The sequence below is a fragment of the Streptomyces sp. NRRL S-378 genome (assembly GCF_000720645.1).
In the GTDB taxonomy this organism is placed as follows: Bacteria; Actinomycetota; Actinomycetes; order Streptomycetales; family Streptomycetaceae; genus Streptomyces.
Genome location: NZ_JOBX01000054.1, coordinates 1 through 25,846 on the forward strand (window position 1 = coordinate 1; position 25,846 = coordinate 25,846).

24 protein-coding genes and 1 pseudogene are annotated in these 25,846 nt (G+C 73.4%); 13 read left to right on the top strand and 12 right to left on the bottom strand.

Annotated features, from left to right (window positions below; all coding sequences use genetic code 11):
- The first annotated feature begins 163 nt into the window (after positions 1-163).
- The 3 genes from IH80_RS0129470 (at position 164) to hutH (ending at position 3,867) form a co-directional block, all read left to right on the top strand.
- Positions 164-961 (top strand): enoyl-CoA hydratase/isomerase family protein, encoded by a 798-nt coding sequence (locus tag IH80_RS0129470; RefSeq protein WP_030964540.1) that lies wholly within the window; start codon positions 164-166, stop codon positions 959-961.
- A gap of 134 nt (positions 962-1,095) precedes the next feature.
- A complete protein-coding gene (locus tag IH80_RS0129475) occupies positions 1,096-2,211 on the top strand; it encodes a GGDEF domain-containing protein (protein WP_030964541.1) in 1,116 nt (371 codons plus the stop codon).
- Positions 2,212-2,325: 114 nt separating this feature from the next.
- On the top strand, positions 2,326-3,867 hold the full coding sequence (hutH, locus tag IH80_RS0129480) for a histidine ammonia-lyase (protein ID WP_030964544.1): 1,542 nt from the start codon (positions 2,326-2,328) through the stop codon (positions 3,865-3,867).
- Between the two features lie 80 nt (positions 3,868-3,947).
- Here the strand turns inward: hutH and IH80_RS0129485 are convergent, their stop codons facing one another.
- Complete coding sequence (locus IH80_RS0129485; protein ID WP_030964545.1) at positions 3,948-4,286, bottom strand: hypothetical protein; 339 nt, start codon at positions 4,284-4,286, stop codon at positions 3,948-3,950.
- A 155-nt stretch (positions 4,287-4,441) separates the two neighbouring features.
- On the opposite strand from IH80_RS0129485, the gene IH80_RS42790 reads away from it, so the two are divergent.
- The 3 genes from IH80_RS42790 to IH80_RS0129500 all read left to right on the top strand — a co-directional run bounded on the left by IH80_RS42790 (position 4,442) and on the right by IH80_RS0129500 (position 7,263).
- A complete protein-coding gene (locus IH80_RS42790; protein ID WP_030964547.1) occupies positions 4,442-4,735 on the top strand; it encodes a hypothetical protein in 294 nt (97 codons plus the stop codon).
- A 133-nt stretch (positions 4,736-4,868) separates the two neighbouring features.
- Positions 4,869-6,140 carry a L,D-transpeptidase gene (locus IH80_RS0129495; protein ID WP_030964548.1) on the top strand — a complete coding sequence of 424 codons (1,272 nt, stop codon included), beginning with the start codon at positions 4,869-4,871 and terminating at the stop codon, positions 6,138-6,140.
- Between the two features lie 139 nt (positions 6,141-6,279).
- A complete protein-coding gene (locus IH80_RS0129500; RefSeq protein ID WP_051810107.1) occupies positions 6,280-7,263 on the top strand; it encodes a GNAT family N-acetyltransferase in 984 nt (327 codons plus the stop codon).
- Here IH80_RS0129500 and IH80_RS0129505 read toward each other — a convergent pair.
- Positions 7,253-8,227, bottom strand: coding sequence for a helix-turn-helix transcriptional regulator (locus IH80_RS0129505; protein ID WP_078906803.1), 975 nt, complete (start codon positions 8,225-8,227; stop codon positions 7,253-7,255). The two genes, IH80_RS0129500 and IH80_RS0129505, sit on opposite strands and share 11 nt — an antisense overlap.
- A gap of 165 nt (positions 8,228-8,392) precedes the next feature.
- On the opposite strand from IH80_RS0129505, the gene IH80_RS0129510 reads away from it, so the two are divergent.
- Positions 8,393-9,487 carry an NAD(P)-dependent alcohol dehydrogenase gene (locus IH80_RS0129510; protein ID WP_030964551.1) on the top strand — a complete coding sequence of 365 codons (1,095 nt, stop codon included), beginning with the start codon at positions 8,393-8,395 and terminating at the stop codon, positions 9,485-9,487.
- Between the two features lie 82 nt (positions 9,488-9,569).
- Here the strand turns inward: IH80_RS0129510 and msrA are convergent, their stop codons facing one another.
- The 4 genes from msrA to IH80_RS0129530 all read right to left on the bottom strand — a co-directional run bounded on the left by msrA (position 9,570) and on the right by IH80_RS0129530 (position 14,394).
- A complete protein-coding gene (msrA, locus tag IH80_RS0129515; protein ID WP_030964552.1) occupies positions 9,570-10,238 on the bottom strand; it encodes a peptide-methionine (S)-S-oxide reductase MsrA in 669 nt (222 codons plus the stop codon).
- Positions 10,239-10,311: 73 nt separating this feature from the next.
- A complete protein-coding gene (locus IH80_RS0129520; protein ID WP_051810109.1) occupies positions 10,312-11,466 on the bottom strand; it encodes a hypothetical protein in 1,155 nt (384 codons plus the stop codon).
- The gene (locus tag IH80_RS0129525; RefSeq protein ID WP_030964555.1) at positions 11,463-13,061 is read right to left on the bottom strand and encodes a M48 family metallopeptidase; all 1,599 of its coding nucleotides are present in this window, start codon (positions 13,059-13,061) and stop codon (positions 11,463-11,465) included. The genes IH80_RS0129520 and IH80_RS0129525 overlap by 4 nt, the downstream gene beginning before the upstream one ends.
- Before the next feature lie 226 nt (positions 13,062-13,287).
- On the bottom strand, positions 13,288-14,394 hold the full coding sequence (locus IH80_RS0129530) for a hypothetical protein (RefSeq protein ID WP_030964557.1): 1,107 nt from the start codon (positions 14,392-14,394) through the stop codon (positions 13,288-13,290).
- Positions 14,395-14,470: 76 nt separating this feature from the next.
- Here IH80_RS0129530 and IH80_RS0129535 point away from each other — a divergent pair, with 76 nt between their 5' ends.
- Positions 14,471-15,628: a cystathionine gamma-synthase gene (locus tag IH80_RS0129535; protein ID WP_030964559.1), complete on the top strand. Its 1,158-nt coding sequence runs from the start codon at positions 14,471-14,473 to the stop codon at positions 15,626-15,628.
- A 142-nt stretch (positions 15,629-15,770) separates the two neighbouring features.
- Here the strand turns inward: IH80_RS0129535 and IH80_RS0129540 are convergent, their stop codons facing one another.
- Genes IH80_RS0129540 through IH80_RS0129550 form a run of 3 tightly spaced genes read right to left on the bottom strand, consistent with a single transcriptional unit; the run spans position 15,771 to position 17,022 of the window.
- Positions 15,771-16,025 (bottom strand): hypothetical protein, encoded by a 255-nt coding sequence (locus tag IH80_RS0129540; RefSeq protein ID WP_030964560.1) that lies wholly within the window; start codon positions 16,023-16,025, stop codon positions 15,771-15,773.
- Positions 16,022-16,444, bottom strand: a complete 423-nt coding sequence (locus IH80_RS0129545) for a sigma factor-like helix-turn-helix DNA-binding protein (RefSeq protein WP_030964561.1) — start codon at positions 16,442-16,444, stop codon at positions 16,022-16,024. The genes IH80_RS0129540 and IH80_RS0129545 overlap by 4 nt, the downstream gene beginning before the upstream one ends.
- 56 nt (positions 16,445-16,500) lie before the next feature.
- Entirely contained in the window at positions 16,501-17,022 is a 522-nt protein-coding gene (locus IH80_RS0129550; RefSeq protein WP_046779115.1) for a MarR family winged helix-turn-helix transcriptional regulator, read from the bottom strand.
- Between the two features lie 276 nt (positions 17,023-17,298).
- Here IH80_RS0129550 and ilvA point away from each other — a divergent pair, with 276 nt between their 5' ends.
- Positions 17,299-18,531, top strand: coding sequence for a threonine ammonia-lyase (ilvA, locus tag IH80_RS0129555; protein WP_030964564.1), 1,233 nt, complete (start codon positions 17,299-17,301; stop codon positions 18,529-18,531).
- 28 nt (positions 18,532-18,559) lie between these two features.
- Positions 18,560-18,718, top strand: a pseudogene (locus IH80_RS46335) (daunorubicin/doxorubicin resistance ABC transporter ATP-binding protein DrrA); the annotation flags it as partial.
- Positions 18,719-18,804: 86 nt separating this feature from the next.
- Here the strand turns inward: IH80_RS46335 and greA are convergent.
- Complete coding sequence (gene greA, locus IH80_RS0129560) at positions 18,805-19,302, bottom strand: transcription elongation factor GreA (RefSeq protein WP_030964565.1); 498 nt, start codon at positions 19,300-19,302, stop codon at positions 18,805-18,807.
- A gap of 141 nt (positions 19,303-19,443) precedes the next feature.
- Positions 19,444-19,857, bottom strand: coding sequence for a DUF4307 domain-containing protein (locus IH80_RS0129565; protein WP_030964566.1), 414 nt, complete (start codon positions 19,855-19,857; stop codon positions 19,444-19,446).
- 107 nt (positions 19,858-19,964) lie between these two features.
- Between IH80_RS0129565 and mca the strand changes: the two genes are divergently transcribed.
- Both mca and IH80_RS0129575 read left to right on the top strand, forming a co-directional pair.
- Entirely contained in the window at positions 19,965-20,846 is an 882-nt protein-coding gene (mca, locus tag IH80_RS0129570; RefSeq protein ID WP_037881454.1) for a mycothiol conjugate amidase Mca, read from the top strand.
- Between the two features lie 2 nt (positions 20,847-20,848).
- Complete coding sequence (locus tag IH80_RS0129575; protein WP_030964569.1) at positions 20,849-21,073, top strand: hypothetical protein; 225 nt, start codon at positions 20,849-20,851, stop codon at positions 21,071-21,073.
- Positions 21,074-21,423: 350 nt separating this feature from the next.
- Here IH80_RS0129575 and IH80_RS44075 read toward each other — a convergent pair whose 3' ends face one another.
- Positions 21,424-24,912 (bottom strand): tetratricopeptide repeat protein, encoded by a 3,489-nt coding sequence (locus tag IH80_RS44075; RefSeq protein WP_030964572.1) that lies wholly within the window; start codon positions 24,910-24,912, stop codon positions 21,424-21,426.
- A 152-nt stretch (positions 24,913-25,064) separates the two neighbouring features.
- Here IH80_RS44075 and IH80_RS41085 point away from each other — a divergent pair, with 152 nt between their 5' ends.
- The gene (locus tag IH80_RS41085; RefSeq protein WP_030964575.1) at positions 25,065-25,826 is read left to right on the top strand and encodes a DUF4344 domain-containing metallopeptidase; all 762 of its coding nucleotides are present in this window, start codon (positions 25,065-25,067) and stop codon (positions 25,824-25,826) included.
- The last annotated feature ends 20 nt before the right edge of the window (positions 25,827-25,846 follow it).

The following is a 25,846-nucleotide window of genomic DNA, read 5'->3' on the forward strand; positions in this document are numbered from 1 at the left end:
CCCCGCCCCGCCCGGGCCCCCGCCACCCCCGCCCGGGCCGTCTCCGGCGCCTGCGGTCGGGCGGGGGACGTCACGGCCGCACTGCAATGCGCCACGGGCCCGTACCGATCGGCGGGACACCGCCTACTATCCCGACGTAACGTTCGTTAACCGGGAGGGTCCTATGGCGTCCGAGTTCGAGTCGGAGTTCGTGGCGGTGCGCCGCCACGAGGGCGGGGTCGCGGAGCTGGTCCTGGACCGCCCCAAGGCCATGAACGCGGTGTCGACCGACATGGCCCGCGCCATCGGCGCGGCCTGTGCCGCGCTGGCCGCGGACCGTTCCGTACGGGTCGTCGTGCTCTCCTCCGCCGCGGAGCGGGCCTTCTGCGTCGGGGCCGACCTCAAGGAGCGCAACTCGCTGTCGGACGCCGAGCTGGTGCGGCAGCGGCCCACCACGCGCGGTGCCTACGGCGGTGTGCTGGAGCTGCCGATGCCGACGGTCGCGGCCGTGCACGGGTTCGCGCTGGGCGGCGGCTTCGAGCTGGCCCTGGCCTGCGACGTGATCGTCGCCGACGAGACCGCGGTGGTCGGCCTGCCGGAGGTCTCGGTGGGCGTCATCCCCGGCGGCGGCGGCACGCAGCTGCTGCCGCGCCGCGTCGGGGCGGCGCGGGCCGCCGAGCTGATCTTCACCGCGCGCCGGGTGGAGGCCGCCGAGGCGCTCTCCCTGGGCCTGGTGGACTCCGTGGTGCCGGCCGGCCGGGACACGGCCGAGGCGCTGGCCCTGGCGTCGCGGATGGCCGCGAACTCGCCGGTGGGCCTGCGGGCCGCCAAGCGCGCGCTGCGGCTGGGGCACGGAATGGACCTGGCGGCCGGGCTGGAGATCGAGGACGCAGCCTGGCGGACGGTCGCCTTCTCCGGTGACCGTGCGGAGGGCGTGGCGGCGTTCAACGAGAAGCGCACGCCGAACTGGCCGGGGGAGTAGGCACCCGCCGGGCCCGGCCGGGCATCGTGCCCGGCCCGGCCCCGGCGGGCCCCGGTCGGCCCGCGAAGACCTCGGGCGCATCGAAACTCGCGCCATTTATCTCAAAATCCGACAAAACTCCCTAACCTGGGGTGATGGGAGCTGACGGGCGGCTGCGAGCCGTGGTGGGCCTCGCCCAGGCGATGGCCGCGGCGAGCACGCCGCGCGACAGTGTGCGGGCGGCCGCGCGGGGTGCGCGCCTGGCGATGGACGGCTCGTTCGCCGCGATCTCCGCGTGGGAGCGCGAGCGGGGGTGCCTGCGGGTGCTCGTCAACGAGGGCGAGCGGCGGTCGGACGAGGAGGAGTTCCCCGAGGACGAGTCCTACCCGGTGCACGACTTCCCCGAGATCACCGAGTTCCTGCACGAGCGGTGGGTGGGCGGTGGAGGCCCGCACGCCTGGGTCGAGAGCGCCGTCGGCGACCGTCCGGGGCGGCGCGGCGAGGCCCTGCGCCGCCGCGGCCGCGGTACGTGCGTGGTGGCGCCCGTCGTGCTCAGCGGCCGGGCCTGGGGTGAGCTGTACGTGGCCCGGGACGAGGGGCTGCCCGACTTCGACGGTGACGACGCGGAGTTCGCCACCGTGCTCGCCGCCGTGGTGGCGGCCGGCCTCGCGCAGAACGAGCGCCTCGAGGAGGCGCGCAGGCTCGCCTTCACCGATCCGCTGACCGGGCTCGCCAACCGCCGTGCGGTCGACATGCGCCTCGACGAGGCACTGGAGGAGCACCGGCGGACCGGCGTCGTCGTCAGTCTCGTCGTCTGTGACCTGAACGGCCTGAAGAAGGTCAACGACACCCTCGGGCACGCCATGGGCGACCGGCTGCTGGAGCGGTTCGGGTCGGTGCTGAGCCTGTGCGGGGCCATACTGCCGGGCGCGCTGGTGGCGCGCCTCGGCGGCGACGAGTTCTGCCTGGTCGGGGTCGGCCCGTCGGCGGACGACGTGGTCCGGGTCGGCGAGGAGCTGTGCGCGCGCGCTGCCGAGCTGGAACTGGGCGAGGGCGTGGCCTGCGGGGTGGCCTCCACCGGGGACCCGATCGGGCCGGTGAAGTCCTCCAGGCGGCTGTTCCGGCTCGCGGACGCCGCCCAGTACAAGGCCAAGGCGGCCCGTTCGGCCGGTCCGGTGGTGGCGGGCCGGGACACGGCGGTGGTGCGGCTGGCGGACGCCGCCGCCCAGGAGGCTCCGGGGGAACGGCGGCGCTTCCGCGGCCGCCAGTGACCGCGGGGCCGGTGCGGGGCGCCTCGTTGCGTAAGGGGTCCAGTGGCTGCGCGATCGTGACAGTTCCAGCTAGTGACATGTAGCGATTCAATCCGTAGGGTGCTGAATATGGATATGCACACTGTCGTGGTGGGGACGTCCGGTACCACCGCCGAGGACGTCATCGCCGTTGCCCGCGGCAACGCACGGGTCGAGCTGTCCGGCGAGGCGCTCGACGCACTCGCCCGCGCCCGGGAGATCGTCGACGCGCTGGCCGCCAAGCCCGAACCCGTCTACGGGGTGTCCACCGGGTTCGGCGCCCTCGCCTCCCGGCACATCAGTCCCGAGCTGCGCGCCCAGCTCCAGCGCAACATCGTCCGCTCGCACGCCGCCGGCATGGGCCCGCGCGTCGAGCGCGAGGTGGTCCGCGCGCTGATGTTCCTCCGCCTGAAGACCGTCGCCTCCGGCCACACCGGGGTGCGCCCCTCCGTGGCGCAGACCATGGCCGACGTGCTCAACGCCGGGATCACCCCGGTCGTCCACGAGTACGGCTCCCTGGGCTGCTCCGGCGACCTGGCGCCGCTGTCCCACTGCGCACTCGCGCTGATGGGCGAGGGCGACGCCGAGGGCCCCGACGGCGTCGTCCGCCCCGCCGGCGAGCTGCTCGCCGCGCACGGCATCGAGCCCGTCGAACTCCGCGAGAAGGAGGGCCTCGCCCTCCTCAACGGCACCGACGGCATGCTCGGCATGCTGGTCATGGCCCTCGCCGACCTCGACCGGCTCTACAAGTCCGCCGACATCACCGCCGCCCTCACCCTGGAGGCGCTGCTCGGCACCGACAAGGTCCTCCAGCCCGAGCTGCACGCCATCCGCCCGCACCCGGGCCAGGGCGCCTCCGCCGCCAACATGGCCGCCGTGCTGAAGGGCTCCGGGCTGACCGGGCACTTCCAGGAGGAGTCCGCGCCGCGCGTGCAGGACGCCTACTCCGTGCGCTGCGCCCCGCAGGTCGCCGGCGCCGGCCGCGACACCATGGCGCACGCCGCCCTGGTCGCCTCGCGCGAGCTGGCCTCCGCCGTCGACAACCCGGTGGTGCTGCCCGACGGCCGCGTGGAGTCCAACGGCAACTTCCACGGCGCCCCCGTCGCCTACGTCCTGGACTTCCTCGCCATCGCCGCCGCCGACCTCGGTTCCATCGCCGAGCGGCGCACCGACCGGCTCCTCGACAAGAACCGCTCGCACGGCCTGCCGCCGTTCCTCGCGGACGACGCCGGCGTCGACTCCGGCCTGATGATCGCCCAGTACACGCAGGCCGCCCTGGTCAGCGAGATGAAGCGGCTCGCGGTGCCGGCCTCGGCCGACTCGATCCCCTCCTCCGCCATGCAGGAGGACCACGTCTCGATGGGCTGGTCGGCCGCGCGCAAGCTGCGCACCGCCGTCGACAACCTGACGCGGATCATCGCCATCGAGCTGTACGCGGCCACCCGCGCCATCGAGCTGCGCCACGGTCTGACGGCCGCCCCGGCCAGCCTGGCCGCGATCGCCGCCGCCCGCGAGGCGGGCGTGCAGGGTCCCGGGCCGGACCGTTTCCTCGCCCCCGACCTGGCCGCCGCCGACGAGTTCGTCCGTACGGGCGGGCTGCTCGCCGCGGTGGAGCAGGTCACGGGTCCGCTCGCCTGACGACGGGCGCCCGCGCCGCACGACCGAAGGGCCGCCCCGGGAGAGATTCCGGGGCGGCCCTTCGTCGTCGTACGGGTGCTCTACGAGCCGGGGGAGCGGCGTACCGAGAAGGCCACGAAGGCGGCCCCGACGCCGAGGCAGAAGGTGCCGCCCAGGAGGTAGGGGGCGGTGTCGACGGAACCGGTGTCCGCGAGCGAGAGGGACTGCGCCCGCGTACCCGAAGCGGAAGGCGCCGCGCCCGTGATCGTCCCGGTGGGAGCCGCTCCGTCGGCGGCCTCCGCGGTGTTCGCGCCCGTGGGTACGGCGGAGGGGCCCTCGGCCGCTTCCGGGGCGGTCGCGCCCGCCGAGGGCACGAACCACAGGGCGGCGAGGAGGGTGGTCGCTCCGAGAGCGGTGAGCAGCGGTCGGCGTGCGGACACGGTGCGATCCCCCTTGTGGCAGCAGCGAATTGGCCGTGTGCGGTGATGCTACGGAAAGGGGCGGGTCGCGGGAAAGTCAGGGCTTCCCCGGGCTTACTCTCCGTCGTATGAACCCTTCTGAGACATCACGATATGTACGACTTCGGGTGGATCTGGTGCTTGAAGTGCCGGACGCCCAGGCGCTCACGGGTGCGGCGCTCGCCCACATCAAGGCCGACGAGTTCATGCCGGACGAGGAGCGCAGCCATGCGGAGGCCGCCGTCCGGGAGGACGAATCGGAAGCGCTGGCCTACCTCGTCGACCCCACCGACCTGGTCCTGGACATCCCCGGGGTGGAACTCGCGCAGGCCTCGTGGAGCAGCGAGCCCGTCGAATACGACCCCGAGTCGTTGGAGTGGGACCTCGACGAGGAAGATGGGGACTTCGACGAAGAACCCGACAACGCCTGACCGTGTGGTTGCCCACATCCGAACGGAATGTGGAACCGGCCGGCGCCGTTAACGCGTTGTCAGGACCAGGCGGGGGGCTGCGTCCCCCCGGCGGGCCAACCCCGGGACGGCGGTCTCGGGGTTTCCGGCAACGATGGAGTGGCGTGTGAGGACGGACAGCAAGCGACGGAGAAGGTCCCTGGCGGCCATATCCGTCGTGCTCGGCGGCGTACTGGTGCTCTCGGCGTGCAACGACGAGGGTGGCGGGGACCCCAAGGGCAACGGGGAGGCCAGCAAGTCCCAGGCGGACGTGGACGCGGCAGCGGCCAAGGACGCCTCGAAGGCCAAGATCACCATAAGCCCGAAGGACGGCGCGACCAATGTCGGCCTCAACGACGCGGCCAACGTCGCCGTCACCGACGGCACGCTGACCCAGGTCGAGCTGAAGACGAGCGAGGGCACGGCCGTGGCCGGCGACATAGCCGCCGACGGCAAGAGCTGGAAGCCCAAGGGTGCGCTGAAGCGCTCGACCAAGTACGCCCTGTCGGCGACGGCCAAGGACGCGGACGGCAAGGAGGCGCACGAGAACGCCTCCTTCACGACCGTCTCCCCCGAGAACAGCTTCGTGGCCTCCTTCGTGCCGGAGGAGGGCCAGACCGTCGGCGTCGGCATGCCGGTCTCGATCACCTTCAACAAGGCGATCAAGGACAAGAAGGCCGTCCAGGCGGGCATCACGGTCTCCTCCAGCAGCGGCCAGGAGGTCGTCGGCCACTGGTTCAGCGCCCAGCGCCTGGACTTCCGCCCCGAGCAGTACTGGCAGGCGGGCTCCACCGTCACGCTGAAGCTGGCGCTGGAGGGCGTCCAGGGCGCTCCCGGCGTCCAGGGCGTCCAGAGCAAGACCGTCACCTTCAAGATCGGCCGCAGCCAGGTGTCCACGGTCGACGCGAAGACGAAGAAGATGACGGTCACCCGGGACGGCGCGGTCATCAAGACCATCCCGATCTCCGCGGGCGCCCCGGCCAACCCGACCTACAACGGCCAGATGGTGATCTCCGAGAAGTTCAAGGAGACCCGTATGAACGGCGCCACCGTGGGCTTCACGGACGCCGACGGCAAGGGCGAGTACGACATCAAGGACGTGCCGCACGCCATGCGCCTGTCGAACTCCGGGACCTTCCTCCACGGCAACTACTGGGGTGCGGACTCGATCTTCGGCAGCGTGAACACCAGCCACGGCTGCGTGGGCCTGAACGACGTCAAGGGCGCGGGCGACCCCAACCAGCCGGCCGCCTGGTTCTACGACAACTCGCTCATCGGCGACGTCGTCACGGTGATCAACTCCCCGGACAAGACCATCAAGCCGGACAACGGCCTCAACGGCTGGAACATGAACTGGGCCGACTGGAAGGCCGGCTCGGCCGCCTGACACCCGGCACGGCGGGCCGCAGGCCCGTACCACCGCGAACGGCGGGGAACCCCACGGTTCCCCGCCGTTCGCCGTCCCGGCCGCACGACGGCCGAAAACTCCGGGGCGGCGCGCCGGCGCAATCCCTAAGGTCGGGGCCATGATGATCCACTCCCTCGTCCCGCCCCCGTCCGACACCGAGGTGGACACCTGGCTGGCGGTCCTCACCGCGGCCGCGGCCGTCGACCTGCCGCACCTGCCCCCGCCCTCCCGGGTGGAGGTCGCCGGACGGCTGCGCGTGACGCCGGCGCGCGGCCGGCCCGTGCTGTGGACGGCCGGCGAGGGCGGCGGCCGGGGCCGGGCCGGGGGCGACGGGGTGGCCGCCCTGCTCCTGTTCACCGAGGAGGGCAACACGCACACCGCGTTCCTGGACGTGCTGACCGTGCGTCCCGAGGCCCGGCGCCGGGGTGTCGGCACCGCCCTGTGGGAGCGGGTCCGCGAGGAACTCCTCGCGGACGGCCGGACCTCGGTCGCGGTCATGCTGGACCTCGGCGGCCCCGGCCAGGCCTTCGCGGAGGCGATGGGCTTCGAGAACGTCCTGCCGATGGCCTGGTACGCACAGGACGTCCCGGCCGTCGCACCCGTACCGGACCCGGCCCCGCCCGGCTACGAGCTCCACACCTGGCACGGCCTCGTCCCGGCCGCGTGGGCGCCGGCCGCGGCCGCCGCCCACGCGGCCATGGAGGACGCGCCGACCGGCGACATGGACGAGCGGATCCAGACCTGGACGCCCGAGCGGTTGCACACCCTCCAGCAGCTGGTCCTCGACCGGGGCGGCGAGATGATCACGGTCGCCGCGGTCACCCCCGGGGGCGAGGTGGCGGCGTACACGGAGATCGTCCTGCCGGATCCCGAGGGCACGAGCGCCGTCCAGTACGACACGGTGGTGGTACCCGCCCACCGCGGCCACGGCCTGGGACGGGCCGTGAAGGCGCACATGGCCGCTCAGGCCGCAGCCCGCCACCCGCGGCTGCGCCGCATCGCCACCACGGTGGCGGACGAGAACGGCCCCATGCGGGCGGTCAACGAGGCGCTCGGTTACCGGCGGGAGCGCGGCGTGGGCATCTACCAGATCAAGCTGTAGCCGCGTCCCGGACGCAGGCCGCCACCCCGGGGCGGGCGGCCCGCTCGGCGCCCTCCGCCGGGACGGCCTCCTGCCCGGTCGCGTGCCCGGCGGCCGCTCCGGCGGCCTGCTCGGCGGCCCGCTGCGCGTCCCAGGACGCCAGCAGGCGCAGGGCGTCCTCGGAGGCCGAGCCCGGCTCCGCGTGGAAGGTGATCAGGGCCTGCGTCGGATCGTCGGGGAGCGTCAGCGTCTCGAAGGACAGGCGCATCTCCCCGACGAGCGGATGCCTCAGCAGCTTCACCCCGTGCGTCTTGTCCGCCACCGTGTGCGCCGCCCACAGCCGCCGGAACTCCTCGTTCTTCACCGACAACTCCCCGACCAGCGCCGACAACTGCTCGTCGTCCGGGTGCTGGCCCGCGTACATCCGCAGGTTGCTGACGACCCAGCACGCCTGGCACTCCCACTCCCCGTACAGCTCGGCGGTCGCCGGGTCCAGGAACATCAGCCGGACCAGATTGCGTTCCGCCGCGGGAAGCGTCCCGAAGTCCCCGAAGAGCGCGGCCGCCAGCCGGTTCCAGCCGATGACGTCCTGACGGTGTCCCACCAGGTACGCCGGTACGCCGTCCATCGCGTCCATCAGCGTGCGCAGCGCCGGCCGTACCTGCTGGGGCCGCCGGCTCGGCCGCCGCCTGCGCGCCTTGGGGCGCGCCAGGTCCATCAGGTGCGCCCGCTCGGTGCCGTCCAGTCGCAGGGCCCGCGCGATGGCGTCCAGCACCTCCGCCGACACGTTGTGCCCGTCGCGCTGTTCCAGCCGCGTGTAGTACGCGACCGACACCCCCGCCAGCTGTGCCAGTTCCTCCCGGCGCAGCCCCGGAACGCGCCGACGGCGCCCGTAATCCGTCAGGCCCACGTCCTCCGGGCGCAGCCGTGCGCGGCGGGAACGGAGGAACTCGCCCAGGCACGCTCGCTGATCAAGCTGGTCCATGCCGCCCAGTATCGCCGGGCGGGATGCCGCCCGGAGGGCGTCAGCCTGACCCCAGCAGTAGTAGGTTCGCCAGTCCTAGGAAGCACAGGGGGATGGGTGCCGGCGCGACGGACCGGCAGCGTGGTGCGTACCGCAGACACCACGGTCCCGAGGAGCACGCACCCCATGTCCGCCACCGTCACCGCCGCCGACGCCCCCACCACCGAGGCCGCCACCCCGTACGCCCGGGTCGCCGCGTACGCCGCGCCCGCCCCGGGAGCCCCGCTGGAGCGCACCACCGTCCCGCGCCGCCCCGTCGGCCCGCACGACGTCCTCATCGACATCAAGTACGCCGGGATCTGCCACTCCGACATCCACCAGGCGCGCGACGGGTGGGGCGAGGGCATCTACCCCATGGTCCCCGGTCACGAGATCGCCGGAGTCGTCGCCGAAGTCGGCACGGGCGTCACCCGGTTCACGGTCGGGGACCGGGTGGGCGTCGGCTGCATGGTCGACTCCTGCCGCGCGTGCGAGCACTGCCTCAGCGGCCAGGAGCAGCACTGCGCGCAGGGCATGACCGGCACCTACAACGCCCTCGACCGCAACGGCGAGCCGACCTACGGCGGCTACTCGACCCGTCTCGTCGTCGATGAGAACTACGCCGTCCGCATCCCCGACGGCCTCGACCTCGCCGAGGCCGCCCCGCTGCTGTGCGCCGGCATCACCCTTTACTCGCCGCTGAAGCACTGGCAGGCGGGCCCGGGCAAGAAGGTCGCGGTCGTCGGCCTCGGGGGCCTCGGCCACATGGGCGTGAAGCTGGCGCACGCGCTGGGCGCGGAGGTCACCGTACTGTCGCAGACCCTCCGCAAGGAGGCCGACGGCCGGAGGCTGGGCGCCACCCACTTCCACGCCACCGCGGACGAGGCCGTCTTCGAGGAGCTCGCCGGGAGCTTCGACCTGATCCTGTCCACCGTCTCGGCCCCGCTCGGCCTGGACGCGTACCTGGGCCTGCTGAAGGTCGACGGCGCGCTGGTGAACGTGGGCGCCCCGGAGGAGCCCGTCTCCCTGAACCTCTTCTCCGTCATCGGCGGCCGCAAGACCCTCGCCGGATCGATGATCGGCGGGATCGCCGAGACCCAGGAGATGCTGGACTTCTGCGCGGAGCACGGCCTGGGCGCGGAGATCGAACTCATCGACGCCGACCGGATCAACGAGGCCTACGCACGCGTCCTGTCCAGCGACGTCCGCTACCGCTTCGTGATCGACACCTCGACGATCTGAGGGCGTCCGCCCGCCCGGCGGCCCGGCAGGCCGGTGGGCCTGCCGGAGCCGGGTCGGCGCTCGTGCGCCGGGTCCGGGTCCCTCATTCCCCGGGGGCCGCGGCCACGCCGATCGGGCAGGAGACGCCCGTGCCGCCGATGCCGCAGTAGCCGCCCGGGTTCTTGTCCAGGTACTGCTGGTGGGCAGCCTCCGCCGGCCAGAACGGGCGCTCGGCCGCCGGGAGCACGGCCGTGGTGATCTGCCCGTAGCCCGAGGAGCCCAGGACCTGCTGGTAGGCCGTGCGGGAGGCCTCGGCCGTAGCCTGCTGGGCGGGGGAGTGCGTGTAGACCGCCGAGCGGTACTGGGTGCCGACGTCATTGCCCTGGCGGAAGCCCTGCGTGGGGTCGTGGGACTCCCAGAACAGCTTGAGCAGGGACGCGTAGGAGACCTGTGCGGGGTCGAAGACCACGCGGACGACTTCGGTGTGGCCGGTCAGGCCCGAGCACACCTCCTCGTACGTCGGGTTCTCCGTGAAGCCGCCCTGGTAGCCGGCCAGCGTGGTCCACACCCCGGGGGTCTGCCAGAACTTGCGCTCCGCGCCCCAGAAACAGCCCAGCCCGAAGTCGGCGACCTCCAGGTGCGCCGGATAGGGGCCGGCCAGCGGGTTGCCCAGCACGGTGTGCTTCTCGGGAAGGGTGAACAGCGGCTCCGCGCGGCCCGTCAGGGCCTCCTCGCGGGTGGGGAGCTCGGGCGTACGGCGGTACGAGAACATGGATTCCCTCCTTGTGGGAGGGACAACGCACGGAGGGCGGGCCGGGATTCCCCGACCCGCCCCCGACCGTGCCTCACAGGCCCGGCGTGACCTCGCGCACCGCCCAGTTCCGTGCGTTCACGTACCGGGACCTCGGCGAGTAGTACCAGGGCATCGCCCCGATGTACCCGTCGATGTGCCGGAACTGCTCGACCGCCTCCGCGTCCCGGTCCTGCCAGAACAGGAACCAGGCGAGCAGGTGCCGCAGCCGGACCGTCCGCCAGTCGTCCGGGTCGGCCGCCGCCAGGTCCACGAGGGCCGCCTCCACCGCCGCGACCACTTCCGGCTCCTTGAAGAACGTCTCCGGCCGGAGGTCCGACTCGCGCATCTCCTGCTCCACGTACGCCGCCAGCGGCAGCAGCGACAGCAGCTCACCCGGCTTGCCCGAGGCGGCCGACTCCCGGGCGAAGGCCAGGGCCAGCTCGTGCGAGCCGCGCCACTTGGCGCACCAGTACTGCAGGGCGCTGGTGTGCGCCGTCAGCACCTTGGGGTCGCGGCGGGTGATCTGCGTCCACAGCTCGCCGTACTGCTCGTGCGCATAGCCCAGGCCCTGCGCGATGGGCTGCTCCACCATGTACGGGACCGGGTCCGCGGGATCGGCCAGCCGCTGGGCCTCGTGCGCGTCGGCCTGCGCCTTGACCAGCAGCTCGTGGAAGATCCGGAACTGTTCCCTCGTGGTGTGCTCGGCGGTCAGGCTGCCGCGCACGTTCCACGCCACCGCGATGCTCGTGTCGGCGTTTACCAGGGCGGCGGTCGCGTCGGCCGGGCGGGCCGCACGCCAGGCCAGCAGCCAGGCGTCGTCCTCGGCGGCCACCTCGGCCAGGGCGCGGACGCGCTGCCAGCGCTCCTCCCAGTCCGTCCCGCACGCCTCGACGTACGCGGCTCCCGCCTCCCAGTCGCCGGCGCGGACCGCGTCGAGCGCGGCCTTGCGCTCCGGCGGGACGGGCAGCGCGTTGTCGGTGTCGAGGTCCTCCTCCGCCACGAAGCCCAGCGCGACGACCGCGGCCGCCTCCCGGGCCTTCTGCTCGGCCTTGGCGGCGGCGGTGCGGCTGTCGGATGCCACGGTGCGGCCCTCCAGGGCGGCCACCTCCGCCTCCAGCCGCTTCGCCTTGCGGATGTAGTAGATGCCGCGCAGGATCTTGAACGCGCCGAACAGCAGCATGGCGCCGAGGACGTACAGGCCGATCACGGGGCAAGCACCAGCTTTCGCAGGGGTTCGGTGTCGGGCACGTCGGCGACGACCGCGTCCAGGGCCAGGCGGAGCCGGTCCTCGAAGCCCTCGGCCGGGTAGTGCAGGGCGGCCGAGTCGGACCACGACAGCTGCCAGCGGGCCTGGCCCCGGCCCGTCAGCTCCACGGTGACCAGCTGGTTGAGGGCGCGCCGGACCACCGGGCGGGCGAACTCGCGGGCCGTGCGACCGGTGGCGGCCGCGGCCTCCTCCGACTTCGGGAACCGGTCGGCGATGCGCCAGCGCACCGCCGGGTCGGTGTCGACCGCGTCGAGGAAGGCGGGCACCCCGGGGCCGGCGCCCTCGGCGGCGAAGGCCTCACGGATCTCCTCCGCGCCCTGGCCCACGTACTGCGTCATCGACTCGTGGACCAGGTCCTCCCAGTCCATCCGCCGGAGCCCGAGGGCCTCCGGGGTGAGGACGGCCTGTTCCAGCGCGGCCAGTGCGGCACCCGCGTCGGTCAGCAGCTCCAGGGCGGGACGGGCGCTCTGCCCGGCGCGGCCGTCGTCGGGCAGGGCCTCGATACGGGCGACGCGCTCGGCGAGAGGGGGGTGCGAGTCGTACGGGGAGGCGGGCTCGGTCGACAGGTCCCGGCGCAGTCCGTCCAGCTCCTCCGCACGGGCGTCGAGCAGCTTGCGCAGGCCGCCGAAGACCTCGCCGGGGCGGGGCAGCAGACCGGCGCCGACGCCGAGGGTGGCGTAGGAGCTCATGTAGAAGCCGTGGGCGGAGTCGAGGGCGTTCAGCTCGCGCAGCGCCGAGGCGGCGGAGTCGCGGCCGGCGACGCGCACCGAGGCGAGGTCGGCGGCGAGCTCCTGGCGGCGGCCGGCGGTGTGCGTGGCCCGCATGTAGAAGTTGCCGTACGCCATGTAGATCTTGGCCATGGCGCGGTACGTCGCGCCCTGGCCCGCGGTGTCGACGCCCTTGGCGTCCTTGCCCTTGGCGAGCCGCTTCTCGTCCCGCTTCTCCTGGCGGGCCCGCTCCTTGGCGACCTTGTTGTCGGCGCGCTCGTGGAAGTGGCCGATCGTACGGATCAGCTGGGCGCGGCCGCGGGCGATCAGCGGGGTGAGGCGGGTGTCGAAGTTGGCGTAGTGGCCCATTTCGTGGGCGAGCACGGCGCGCAGCTGCATCTCGTCCAGGCCCGTCATCAGGGGCAGGCCGAGGTAGAGACGGCGGGTCCCGGGCCGCAGGCCCAGCAGCCGGGCGTCCTCGGCGACGGCCGCGTTCACCTCGTCGATCAGGACGATCTCGTCGGGGGCGCGGGTGCCGACCTGCTGCGCGACCTCGCGCACGGTCTGCCACAGCACGGGCTCCTGCGCCTCGGTGACGGTGACACCGGCCGGCGGCTCGCCCTTGGGGGTGCGCAGCATGAACAGGCCACGGACGATCGGGACGGCGAGGACGACCGACACGATGATGATCTTGAAGGCTACCGGGCCGTGCAGCCAGGTGACGACGGCGAAGTCGACGCCGACCAGGGCGGCGAGCAGGATGACGCCGAGCAGGTAGAAGCCGGCGAGCAGGACGAGCGCGCGCACGGCGCGCAAAGAAGCGCCCATATGGACAGATCCCCCCACGGGATGAAGAACAGCGGTGCTGAGACGTGTGGCGGGGGTCGATGGCCGCCACGCCGCATGATGCGGCTCAGAGATTGTTTACGGCAACCTTATTCACCGCTCGTCGCCGCTGCTCGTGGGGGGTACCCGCGGGTATGGCCCGCGGGCGGCGCCGCTCTCCGGCGCGGATGCCCGGCGGGTGGACGGCCGCCCGCCGGGAGGGGGTGCGCTACTGCGGAAGCGTCGCCGGGGAGCCGCCGTTGGCCTCGTAGCCCGCCACCGCCAGCGCCCGGTACACCGCGTACTGCGCCGCCGGGTCCTCCGCCGCCGACCACGGCAGGGCGCCGACGTAGCCGTCCACGTGCCGGACCTGCTCCATCGCCTCCGCCCACCGCTGCATGTTGACCAGGAAGAGCAGCAGCAGGTGCCGTACGTGCGCCAGCATCGGGTCGTCCTGGCGGGCCGTGTGCACCGCGTACAGCGCGCCCTCCACCGCCCGTGTCACGGCCTCGCTCCGGTAGAAGCCGCTGCTCAGGATCACGTCCGGCAGGTTCTCGTACAGCGCGAACAGCGGCAGCGCCGCCAGCAGCGAGCCCTGGGGGGCACGCGCAGCCGCAGCGTGCGAGAAGGCGTCGGCCTTCTCCCGCGAGCCGTGCCACTTCGCGCACCAGTAGTGCAGCGCCGCCAGGTGCGCGCCCATGTGCTCCGGCGCCCGGTCGATGACCTTCGCCCACAGCTCGTCGAACTCCGCCTCCGGGTACGCCAGACCGCGGGCGATCGAAAGCTCCGTGATGTACGGGACCGGATCCCCCGGAGCCAGCAGCGCGGCCTTGCGGCACGCCTCCCGGGCCTCCTCCAGGATGATCCGGTGGTCCTCCGACCCGACACCGCCCGAATGCCGCCACGCCTGCTGCACCAGCAGCTCCGCGTGTACCTGCGCGCCTCCGGCGTCCTTGTCCGCCTCCAGCCGCCACGCCTTCAGCCACTGCGCGCCCGCCCCGGGCTGCGCCACCAGCTCCAGCGCCGCCGACCCGCCGAAGGCCTGGACGCGCTGCCAGCGCAGCTCGCCCTCCCGCGGGGTCCCGGCGAGCAGCTGCGAGGCCGCCTGCCACTGCCCGGTGCGCCGCACGTTGTCGAGCGCGTCGATCAGGTCCTGGTCGGGCCCGGGGAGGCGGATGTCGAGGTCCTCCTGCCGGTCGAATCCGTAGTTCGCCGGGTCGGCCGCGTCAGGACTGCCGGGCGCGACCAGGCGGACGCCGCCGCGCCGGCGCCGGACGTACGGGCCGACGATGAACACGATCATGAGCACCGCGAACAGGAACCACAGAATCTCCATGCCTCCAGCGAACCAGACCGAGGGGGCGGGAGGCGAACAGGGGGGTGCACGCCGGGCCGGGGCATAGCATCTGACCATGAGCGACGACAGCCACGAGCACCAGAGCTTCGAGACCCGCGCGATCCACGCGGGCAACACGGCCGACCCGCAGACCGGCGCGGTCGTGCCCCCGATCTACCAGGTCTCCACCTACAAGCAGGACGGCGTCGGCGGCCTGCGCGGCGGCTACGAGTACAGCCGCAGCGCCAACCCGACCCGCACCGCGCTGGAGGAGAACCTCGCCGCGCTGGAGGGCGGCCGCCGCGGCCTCGCCTTCGCGTCCGGACTGGCCGCCGAGGACTGCCTGCTGCGCACGCTGCTCTCCCCGGGCGACCACGTCGTCATCCCGAACGACGCCTACGGCGGCACCTTCCGCCTCTTCGCGAAGGTCGTCTCCCGCTGGGGCGTGGAATGGTCGGTGGCCGACACGTCCGACGCCGATTCCGTACGCGCCGCCCTCACCCCGAAGACGAAGGTCATCTGGGTCGAGACGCCCTCCAACCCGCTGCTCGGCATCACCGACATCGCCGTCGTCGCCGACATCGCGCGGACCGCCGGCGCCAAGCTGGTCGTGGACAACACCTTCGCCTCGCCCTACCTCCAGCAGCCCCTGGCGCTGGGCGCGGACGTGGTCGTGCACTCGCTGACCAAGTACATGGGCGGGCACTCCGACGTCGTCGGCGGTGCGCTGGTCACCGCCGACGAGGCGCTCGGCGAGGAACTGGCCTACCACCAGAACGCGATGGGCGCGGTGGCCGGGCCGTTCGACTCGTGGGTCGTGCTGCGGGGCATCAAGACCCTGGCCGTCCGCATGGACCGGCACGCGGAGAACGCAGCCAAGATCGTCGAGGTGCTCAAGCGCCACCCGAAGGTCACCAAGGTCCTCTACCCGGGTCTGCCCGAGCACCCGGGCCACGAGATCGCCGCCAAGCAGATGCGCAACTTCGGCGGCATGGTCTCCTTCCAGGTCGTCGGCGGCGAGGAGGAGGCCGTCGCGGTCTGCGGCCGTACCAAGATCTTCACGCTGGCCGAGTCCCTGGGCGGCGTCGAGTCCCTCATCGAGCACCCGGGCCGCATGACGCACGCGTCGGTCGCCGGCTCGGCGCTGGAGGTCCCGGCGGACCTGATCCGCGTCTCGGTGGGCATCGAGAACGCCGACGACCTCATCGCGGACCTCACCCAGGCCCTGGGCTGATCCCCCGCCCCCGCCGGACCCGGGTCCAGCCGGGCCCGGCGGGGGCCGGCCCGGGTCTCGGCCGCACCGGGCCACTCCAGCCCCGCCGGAAGCCGAACGGCCCGGCGGGGCCGATACGGCACGGCGGGGCCGGAGGGTGGGGCTACCAGCCCTCCAGAGGTGGGGAGATGCCGCTCGGCGGGCCCGACCAGGGGCGGGTCAGGGACGCCCAGACCACGAAGGCCACCGCGGCGGCGAACAGCACCGCCCACCCGAACCTGCGCAGTGCCCGCCGCCGCCGCAGGAGCCGGTCCCCGCGGGCCGCCGCACCCGCGGCCAGGCCCGTCGGGACCACCGGGTACGGGCCCTCAAGGAGCTGCCTGACCTGGGCCTCCTTCCGGTCCGGGAGCCCGCTCACGCCGCCTCCCGGGCCCTCAGCAGGGACACCGCCCGGTTGCACAGCACGCGGACCCGCTCCACCGGCATCCCGAGCTGAGCCGCCGTGACCTCCTCCGCGAGCCCCTCGTAGAGCCGCAGGACCACCACGAGCCGCTCCTGCGGGCCCAGCCGCGCCAGCACGCCGGCCCCGCCGTGGTGGCGCCAGCCGGTCCGGGCGAAGGCCGTGCACAGCTCATGGCGGGTGAAGTCGTATGGGTCGTCCGCACGCAGCCGCCGCCAGTGCGCGTACGTACGGGCCAGCGCGCCCGCGAGCAGCCGGCGGGCCGGCTCCGGTTCACCGGTCAGCAGCACCGCGACATGCAGCAGCCGCCCTGCCGCACCCGCGACGAAGGCCTCGAACTCCCCGTGGGAGCCGGACTGTTGATCAACCGCCCGCATGCTCACATAGTGCGGCCGGTAGGGCCGGTCAGGTCAAGAGGACGGACGTACTCCGCTCAGGAGGCCGGACCGGCTTCGGCCACGGCCGCCATCAGCTCCGACAGCGACAGGTTGAAGCGCGTCAGCAGCCCGGTGAAGGACTCGCGCTCGTCCTCGCTCCAGCCCTCCGTGACCCGCGCCATGAGCTCGCGCCGCGAGGAGCGCACCTCCTCCAGCCGCGCCAGCCCCCGCGGGGACAGCGCGAGGACCACGGCCCGCCCGTCCTCGGGGTGCGAGGTCCGCTTGACCAGGCCCCCGTCGACCAGCGGTGCGACCTGCCGGGTCACCGTGGACGAGTCGATCCCCATGCCGCCGGCGAGCGCCTTGACGCCCATCGGGCCCTCCAGGTCGAGCCGGTTGAGCAGCAGGTAGGCGGCGCGGTCCATCGAGTTGCGGGCCTGGCCCACGCCGCCCAGACGGGTCTGCTCGGCGCGGCGGGCGAAGACCGCCACCTGGTGCTGGAGCGCGTCGAGGAGACCGGCTCCGGCGGGCGCTTCGGCCTGCACGGGCAGATCGGAATTGGCCGGGGAGGAAGGCATGGCCGTGGGCTCTCTTCGCGTGGGTCCGACAAGGATGGGGGACAGCGTACGCGGCCCTGCGGCGGCTCGTACGCCTCGTACGAGAACTGGTACGACCCGCCGGGGCGGCCGTCCCACGGGCGTTCCGGATGGCGAGATTTCGCCCCTGCGTCATCAGCCCGGCCCGGGCTCCGCCGCAGGGCGCCCCGGCCCCCGCTCCAGGGCCCGGCCCCGCCCCTTCCGGAGCTCCCGCGGACGCTCCGGGCCCGGCCGCTCCCGGGCTGCGAGACTGACGGCATGAACTACCGCGTGCCCCAGCCCGTCCCCCAGGTCATCCTCGACGACGTCCGGGGGGCCCAGAAGATGCTGTCCGGCGTCTCCCGGGTCACGCCGATGGAAGGCAGCAGGCACCTCTCCGCCCTCACCGGCTCGCCGGTCCACTTCAAGTGCGAGAACCTCCAGCGCACCGGCTCCTTCAAGCTCCGCGGGGCGTACGTGCGCATCGCGGGCCTGCGCCCCGAGCAGCGCGCCGCCGGCGTCGTGGCCGCCAGTGCCGGCAACCACGCCCAGGGCGTGGCGCTCGCCTCCTCCCTCCTCGGGGTCCGCTCCACCGTGTTCATGCCGGTCGGGGCACCGCTGCCGAAGGTCGCGGCGACCCAGGAGTACGGGGCCGACGTCCGCATGCACGGCCAGGTCGTCGACGAGACCCTCGCCGCGGCCCAGGAGTACGCCGACCGCACCGGGGCGGTGTTCATCCACCCCTTCGACCACCGCGACATCATCGCCGGCCAGGGCACGGTGGGCCTGGAGATCCTGGAGCAGTGCCCGGAGGTGCGCACCATCCTGGTCGGGATCGGCGGCGGCGGGCTCGCCGCCGGCGTGGCCGTCGCGGTGAAGGCGCTGCGGCCCGACGTGCGGGTCATCGGGGTGCAGGCGGCCGGCGCGGCCGCGTACCCGCCCTCCCTCAGGGCCGGCCACCCCGTCTCGATCGACGACCCGAACACAATGGCCGACGGCATCAAGGTGGGCCGCCCCGGCGACGTCCCCTTCCGGATCATCGGTGAGCTCCTCGACGACGTGCGCACGGTGTCCGAGGACGCCCTCTCCAGCGCCCTGCTGCTGTGCCTGGAACGGGCGAAGCTCGTCGTCGAGCCGGCCGGGTGCAGCACGGTGGCGGCCCTGCTGAGCGAGCCCGAACTGTACGGCGAGGGCCCGGTGGTGGCCGTACTGTCCGGCGGGAACGTCGACCCGCTCCTGCTCCAGCGGATCCTGCGGCACGGCATGGCGGCGGCGGGCCGCTACCTGTCGCTGCGGCTGCGCGTGACCGACCGGCCCGGCGCGCTCGCCGGGCTCCTGGGGGTGCTGTCGGTGGTCGACGCGAACGTGCTGGACGTGAGCCACGTGCGGACCGACCCGCGGCTGGGCCTCACGGAGGTGGAGGTGGAACTGCAGCTGGAGACGAAGGGGCCGGAGCACTGCGCGGAGGTCGCCCGGACGCTGCACGGCGCCGGGTACAAGGTGATCGGCTAGGCGGGCCGCCTCCCGGGCCCTGCGGCCTCCCGCGGGGACCGTCCTGGGTCTTGCTCGGCCCGGCGGTGCGGCCAGGACCACGACCGTACGCGTCCTGACCACCCTCCTGCGTCCCGACAGCGGTGGCGCCTGCGGCGCCCGCGTCGAGGTCCTGAGGCATCCCCACGAGGTCCGGCGCGCCATCGGGCCCGTACGCGTGATGCCCGGCCGGAGAACCGGCCGGGCATCACGCACGAACCAACAGTGATCGGGCGATCGCGCGATCGAGGGTGATCAGCCGGTGAAGGGCTTGACGTCCAGGATCCTGACCGAGGCCTTCTTGCCGTTCGGCAGCTCGTACTCGGCGTCCTCGCCGATCGACTTGCCCATGACGCCGGTGCCCAGCGGGGACTGCGGGGAGTACGTCTCGAAGTCCCCGGACGCGTACTCGCGCGAGGCCAGCAGGAACTCCATCGTGTCGTCCTCGTCGCCGTCGAAGGCGATCTTCACGAGGGTGCCCGGCGCCACCACGCCGTCGGAGGCGGGGGCCGTCCCGACCTTCGCGTTCTCCAGGAGCTGCGTGAGCTGGCGGACCCGGAGCTCCTGCTTGCCCTGCTCCTCCTTGGCCGCGTGGTATCCGCCGTTCTCGCGGAGGTCACCCTCCTCGCGGGCGGCTGCGATCTTCGCGGCGATCTCCGTGCGGGCGGGACCAGAGAGGTAGTCCAGCTCCGCCTTCAGCTGGTCGTACGCCGCCTGGGTCAGCCAGGTGACGCTCTCGCTCGTCTGGGTCACGGGTGCTCCTCGTCGGTACAGGGGACTACACGCCCGCCAGCGGCGGACGAAACCACGAGCCTAACAATTCGGGAAGAAAAGGGGGAGGACCCCAGAGGGGCATTGCCCCTCGGGCCGCGCTCCCAAGCCTCGGCGTGCGCCTCAGCCGGCGGACGCCGCCGGCTGGCATCCGACCAGCTCGATCATGGTGGCCCGGCCGGTCGTCTTCACCGAGACGACCTCGTCGACCCGCGACTGCCGCTGGGCGAAGGTGAAGTCGGCACGACCCACCTCGGCGTGCTGTTCGTCCTGCGAGACCATGGTGCAGACGCCGGTGACCGAAGCGTCCTTGCGGACCTCCAGGTGCACCTTCACCTCGGTGTCCGAAATCACCTGGAACTTGATCACCTCGGCGCTCACGCTCCGCCCCGCGACGTAGTCCCAGCCGATCCAGCCGATCACGCCCAGCAGGACGGCACCCAGCGCAGCGCCGATGATCTTGAGCTTCCGGTCCGCACGCTCGTCCGCCGACCGGCCGTACCGGCCCTCGGGCAGTCCCTCGCGCACCGCGCTCATGATCTTTTCCTCTCGCTGGGGAGGGTGGGTCATCCCTGGAATTTTCCGTCCCCCAGTTCGGTCACTATAGAAGCCGAGTGTCGCGCCGAATCGCAGAGGATCCTGTTTTGACCGAGCAGCTTCGACTGATGGCCGTCCACGCCCACCCCGACGACGAGTCGAGCAAGGGCGCGGCCACGATGGCCAAGTACGTGTCCGAGGGGGTCCCCGTGATGGTCGTGACCTGCACGGGCGGCGAGCGGGGCTCCGTACTGAACCCCAAGCTCCAGGGCGACAAGTACATCGAGGAGAACATCCACGAGGTACGCGCCAAGGAGATGGAAGAAGCCCGCCAGATCCTCGGCGTCCAGCAGGAATGGCTCGGCTACGTCGACTCCGGCCTGCCCGAGGGCGACCCGCTGCCCCCGCTCCCCGACGGCTGCTTCGCCCTCGCGGACGTCCACGAGGCCGCCGGCGAGCTGGTCAAGAAGATCCGCGCGTTCAAGCCGCAGGTCGTCACCACGTACGACGAGAACGGCGGCTACCCGCACCCCGACCACATCATGACCCACAAGATCTCCATGGTGGCCTTCGACGGCGCGGCGGACACCGAGAAGTACCCCGAGGCCGAATACGGCCCCGCCCACCAGCCGCAGAAGCTCTACTACAACCAGGGCTTCAACAAGCCGCGCACCATCGCCCTGCACGAGGCGATGCTCTCCCGCGGTCTGGAGTCCCCCTACGGCGAGTGGCTGGAGCGGTGGAAGGAGTTCGAGCGCAAGGAGCGGACCCTGACCACCCACGTCCCCTGCGCGGACTTCTTCGAGATCCGTGACAGGGCGCTCATCGCGCACGCCACGCAGATCGACCCGGACGGCGGCTGGTTCCGCGTTCCCATGGAGGTCCAGAAGGAGGTCTGGCCCACCGAGGAGTACGAGCTCGCCAAGTCGCTCGTCGACACCTCCCTCCCCGAGTCCGACCTCTTCGCGGGCATCCGGGAGAATGCCTAGCCATGAGCGCTACGCAGGCAGCACTGACCCAGCTCCTCCCCCTGGCGGGTGACACCTTCGACAAGAACAAGGTGACCCCCGGCATCCTGGGCTTCCTCGTGTTCGCGGCCCTCGCACTCGGCGTGTGGGCCCTGATGAAGTCCATGAACCGGCACATGGGCCGGGTGGACTTCGAAGAAGCTCCGGACCCGACGACGGCCACCCCCGAGCCGAAGCCCACCAACTAGCCCCCGCCGGGTCCGCCAGGGCCGGCGGGGCGCCGGGACCGGCACGCCGGCACGCCGCCGGGCCCTCGCGCCGCCCGGGCCTGCGGCCGCGCCGACGGCTCAGCCCTGTCGGCCGACGCCACCGGGCCCCTGTGCGCTGTACCCGGGCCTGCGGCCGCCCCCGCAGCCGTGCGGCCGGGGTTCCGTGGGCGGCGTGCGGGGCGGCCCTGCGGGTCCGCCTTGCGGCCATGCCCCGCGGCCGTCCTGCGGCCATGTCCCGCGGCGGTGCGCGTCGGCCGGGTGGCCCGCGGCGGCCGGGGCCGGCCGCGGACGGCGGCGGGCGGGCCCTGCGGACGGCGGCGGGTGTCCGGTCAGGACCGCGGTACGCCCATGACCTCCCGCGAGTGCAGGTTCGGTACCAGCCCCAGCCGCCACGCCTGCCAGCCCTCGGCCGGATCCACACCCCGGCCCAGGATCACCCCGTACGTCTCCAGGCACTCCTCCAGCCGGCCGTCACGCGCCGGATGCCGCGCCTCCACCAGCCGCGCCAGCTCCGCCCGCGCCTCCTCCGGCACCCCCGGCCCGGCGAGCCCCACGTACGGCAGCAGCGTGCACCGCAGGAACCGGGCCCAGTCCTCCCCGCGCCGGTCCCCGTACGAGATGAACAACCGGACCGCCTCCTCGCACAAGCCGAGCGCCGGTGACAGCCGCCCGTTGCCCGCGTCGACCACCGCCAGCTCCAGGCACGTCCACGCCTCCCCGTGTGCCAGCCCGATCCGCTGGAAATCCGCCCGTGCATCCACCAGCAGCTGCCGGGCGAAACCCGAGTTCTTCAGGTTCCCCGTCTGCGCCGCCCGCTGGTCCCGCGTCACCCGGCCCGAATGGTGGCGGGCGTGCGCCAACCCGTACACGTCCCGCATCCGCGAGAACATCGTCCGCGCCCGCTCCAGCTCCCGCACCGCCCGGTCCCGCTCCCCGCTCACCTCCAGCGCCTGCCCCAGGTAGTACTGCGTCCACGCCTCCCCCCGCGCGTCCTCCGCCTCCCGGTGCCGGGAGAGCGCCTCCCGCAGCCGCTCCACCGCCGGCCCGGGATCCCCGTCCACCACCCGCGCCCGGCCCAACTGCGTCAACGCCCAGGCCTCACCGCGGTCGTCCCGGGTCCGCCCGTACAACTGCAACGCCAGGTCCAGCTCCTTCTCCGCCCGCTCCACCTCACCGAACCGCAGGTGCACCTGCCCCAGCTGGAAGTGCGCCCACGCCTCCCCGTGCACGCTCTCGCTCTCCCGGTGCAGCTCCAGCGACGTCTCCAGCAGCCGCGTCGCCTCCGCCAGGTGCGCCAGATCCCGCTCCACCGCCGCCAGCGCGTGCAGCCCCCACGCCCGGTCACCCGCCAGCTCCGCGGGCTCCTGCAACACCAGCGCCTCACGGATGCGCACCGCCGCCTCCGGCAGATTCCCCTGGTGGTGCAGCGTGATGCCGAGCGAGACCAGCGCCATCGCCGCCCCCGCCTCCTGATGGGCCTCCATGTACTGGTCCACCACCGACGTCAGCGTGGTCCGCGCCTTGTCCAGCTCACCCAGCTGCCGCGCCGCGATACCCGTACGCCACTGCACCGACCGCACCAGCCGACCCTGCGGCCCCGCCTGGTCCTGCCCACCCGCCGCCACCGCCTGCGTCAGCTCGTCGATCTCACCCAGCCGGTACAGGTCCCCGCGCAGCAGACAGAAATCGCACAACGCCCCCAGCAGGTCCAGCACCGCCTGCTGGTCCACCCCCTCCGAGTGCCGCAGCGCCGCCGTGATGAAACTCGACTCGTCGTCCAGCCACCGCAGCGCCGCGTCCAGCGACACGAAGCCGTGCCCCCCGAACTGGTTCGCCCGCGTCGACATCTTCCCGTCGACCATCCGGATCACCGAGTCCGCGAGCTGCGCGTAGTCACGGATCAGCCGCTCGTGCGCCGCCACGGCCTCCGCCCGGTCCTCGTCCGCCGCCAGCCGGGCCGCCGCGTACGCGCGCACCGCGTCATGCATACGGAACCGCTGCCCCCGCACCCGCTCGATCAGACCGGCCTCCCACAGCTCCTCCAGCGTCCGCAGCGCCGCCTGCTCCGGTACGTCGGCCAGTGCGGCCGCCGCCGCGCCCCCCAGCGAGGCGCGCCCCGCCAGCGGCAAGCGCCGCAGCAGCAGCCGGGCCGGCTCGGCCAACCGGGCGTCGGCCGCCCGCAGCGCCGCCTCCACCGGATGCACCCCGGCCCCGTCACCGCCGCCCGAAGCCACTGCCCCGGCCCCGTTCCCGTAGCCCGAGGCCACTGTTCCGGGCCCGTTCCCGCCGCCCGAGGCCACTGTTCCGGGCCCGTTCCCGCCGCCCGAGGCCACTGCCCCGGCACCGTCCGCGCCGCCCGAGGCCACCGCCCCGGTCCCGTCCGCGCCGCCCGAGGCCACTGCCCCGGCACCGTCCCCGCCGCCCGAGGCCACCGTCCCGGCACCGTCCGCGACGGCCACCCCGTCCCGCACCAGCGGAGCCAGCATCCGCAACGCGAGCGGCAGCCCCCCGCTCACCTCCACCACCGAGGCCACCCCGGCGGCGGATCCCACGGCCGCCGCCTCCGGCGCCACCGCCCGCACCAACTCCGCCGCCTCGTCCCCGCCCAGCCGCTCCACCGGCAACTGATGCACCCACGCCGCCAGATCCCCCGGCAACTCCAACGGCTCCCGCGCCGTCACCAGCACCAGACTCTCCGAACGCTCCGGCACCAGCATCCGTACCTGCGCCGCATCCACCGCGTCGTCGAGCAGCACCGTCACCGGCAACCCCCGCAGATGCTGGTGGTACAGCTCGCCCAGCCGCCTGACCTGCTGCTCCGCCGACGCCCCCTCCCGGAACAACAACTGCTCACGCGGCGCACCCAGCCGGTTCATCAGGTGCAGCAACGCCTCCCGCATCGACAGCGGCGCCTCACCCGGCTCACCACCCGTCGAACCACCCCGCATGTCCACCACACACGCACCCCGGAACTGGTCCCGCAACGCGTGCGCCGCCCGCAACGCCAGGGCCGTCCGCCCGACCCCCGGCTCCCCGTGCAGCACCACCACCACCGGGCGGGTCTCCGTACTCGCCCGCGCCGCCTGCACCCACTGCGCGATCCGCGTCAGCTCCGCCCGCCGCCCCACGAACCGGTCCGCCACATCCGGCAACTGCCCGAACGAATGCTCCAGCGCACTGCGCCGCCGCGCCTCCGCACTGCGATCCACCCCGCGCAACGCCGGCCCGGCCGTCCGCGCCGACGACAACGCGACCGGCCGCGGCGCCCGCGCCGCCGCGGCCACCGCACGCTGCTGCTCCAGGAACGGACGTACCCCGCGCACTTCCAGCGCCGACAACCACTGCAGCTTCAGCTGCTCCGCCCCACCGGGCCGCCCCCGCTCGCCGGCCCGCCGGTTCGCGGCCGGCACGTGCACCGCCGTCACCTTCGCCACGGTCGCCACCGCCCCAGCGATCCCCACGACAGCGCCCGCCGTCAACGCCGTACCCGCCGCGACACCCAGCGACAGGTCCGCCCCGACGGCCGCGGCCGCCGCGACCGCGGTCACCAGCACCGCCGTCGACGTGTCACTGCGCCGGAACGCCTCACCCAGCGACTGCTCCCCGGCCGCCGCCTCGTCCAACGCCCTTACGTACGCCTCGTACTCGGGAGCCGCACTCGCGGCGAGCGCGTCCAGGGCCTCCTTGCCGCGCGCCAGCAGCGCAGCCCTGTCCACCGCCCCGCCCGCGGTGTCCGCCGAGCCCGCCCCCCGCCGGACCGCCTCGTCCACAGCCCGCTCCAACAAGCGCTCGGCTTCACCGCGATGGCTGTCCCGCATCGGCATCCCCCTCAGAGAGCTCCGGCAACGTGCCACAAGTGTCCTGCGGGACTCCGCCGCGCGCGAGGGAATCTGAGCTAGTTCAGAGGGAAGCGGACACTCCTTCGTACAGTCGGGTCGAAAAACATCAACTCCCTTAAGGCAGAGCCTCCATGACGCCACGAGCGATCCGCGCCACGGCGGCCCTGTGCGCCGCCCTCCTCCTGCCCGCACCCCTCACCGCATGCCAACAGCCTCCACCCACACCGGGATTCGCCGCACACCAGGAAGAACCCGCCCCCGCGGACCGCGCCGGCGCGGCCGTCCTGAATCAGCACCGGATCGCCGAGACCGTCACCGCCGACCTCAACGCCTACCTGGACCTCCCCCACCGGATCGAGGTCGTCGCCCGCTCCTGCGCGGGCGAGGGCAGCGGCTACGACCCCGCCGCCCACCGCATCGAACTCTGCTACGACGACCTCACCGAGGACCGCGCGCTCTTCGAGGACGCAGGCGCCGGCCCCACGGACGAACAGCTCGCCGCCCTGGCCCGCGAAACCCTCTACCACGAGGCGGGCCACGCCCTCATCGACACCCTCGGCCTCCCCGTCCCCGGCGACCGCGCCGAGGAGGACGCCGCCGACCGGTTCGCCCAGCTCATGCTGCTGCGCGAGGGCTGCCCGGACGGCGAACGGACCCTCCTCACCGCCGCCCGCGCCTACGACCTCGCCGCCGCGGCCCACCCCGAACCGGACCCCGACGACGAACACGCCCCCGACCCCGCCCGCGCGGAATCCCACCGCTGCGCGACCTACGGCGCCGCACCCACCCGCAACCCCGACCTCGCCACCCCACTCCGCACCCACTGCCCCCACACCTGGCCCCGAACCCGCGACGCCTGGACCCGCGACCTGGCCCCCTTCCTACGGCGGTGATCCAACCCCGTGCGGCAGGA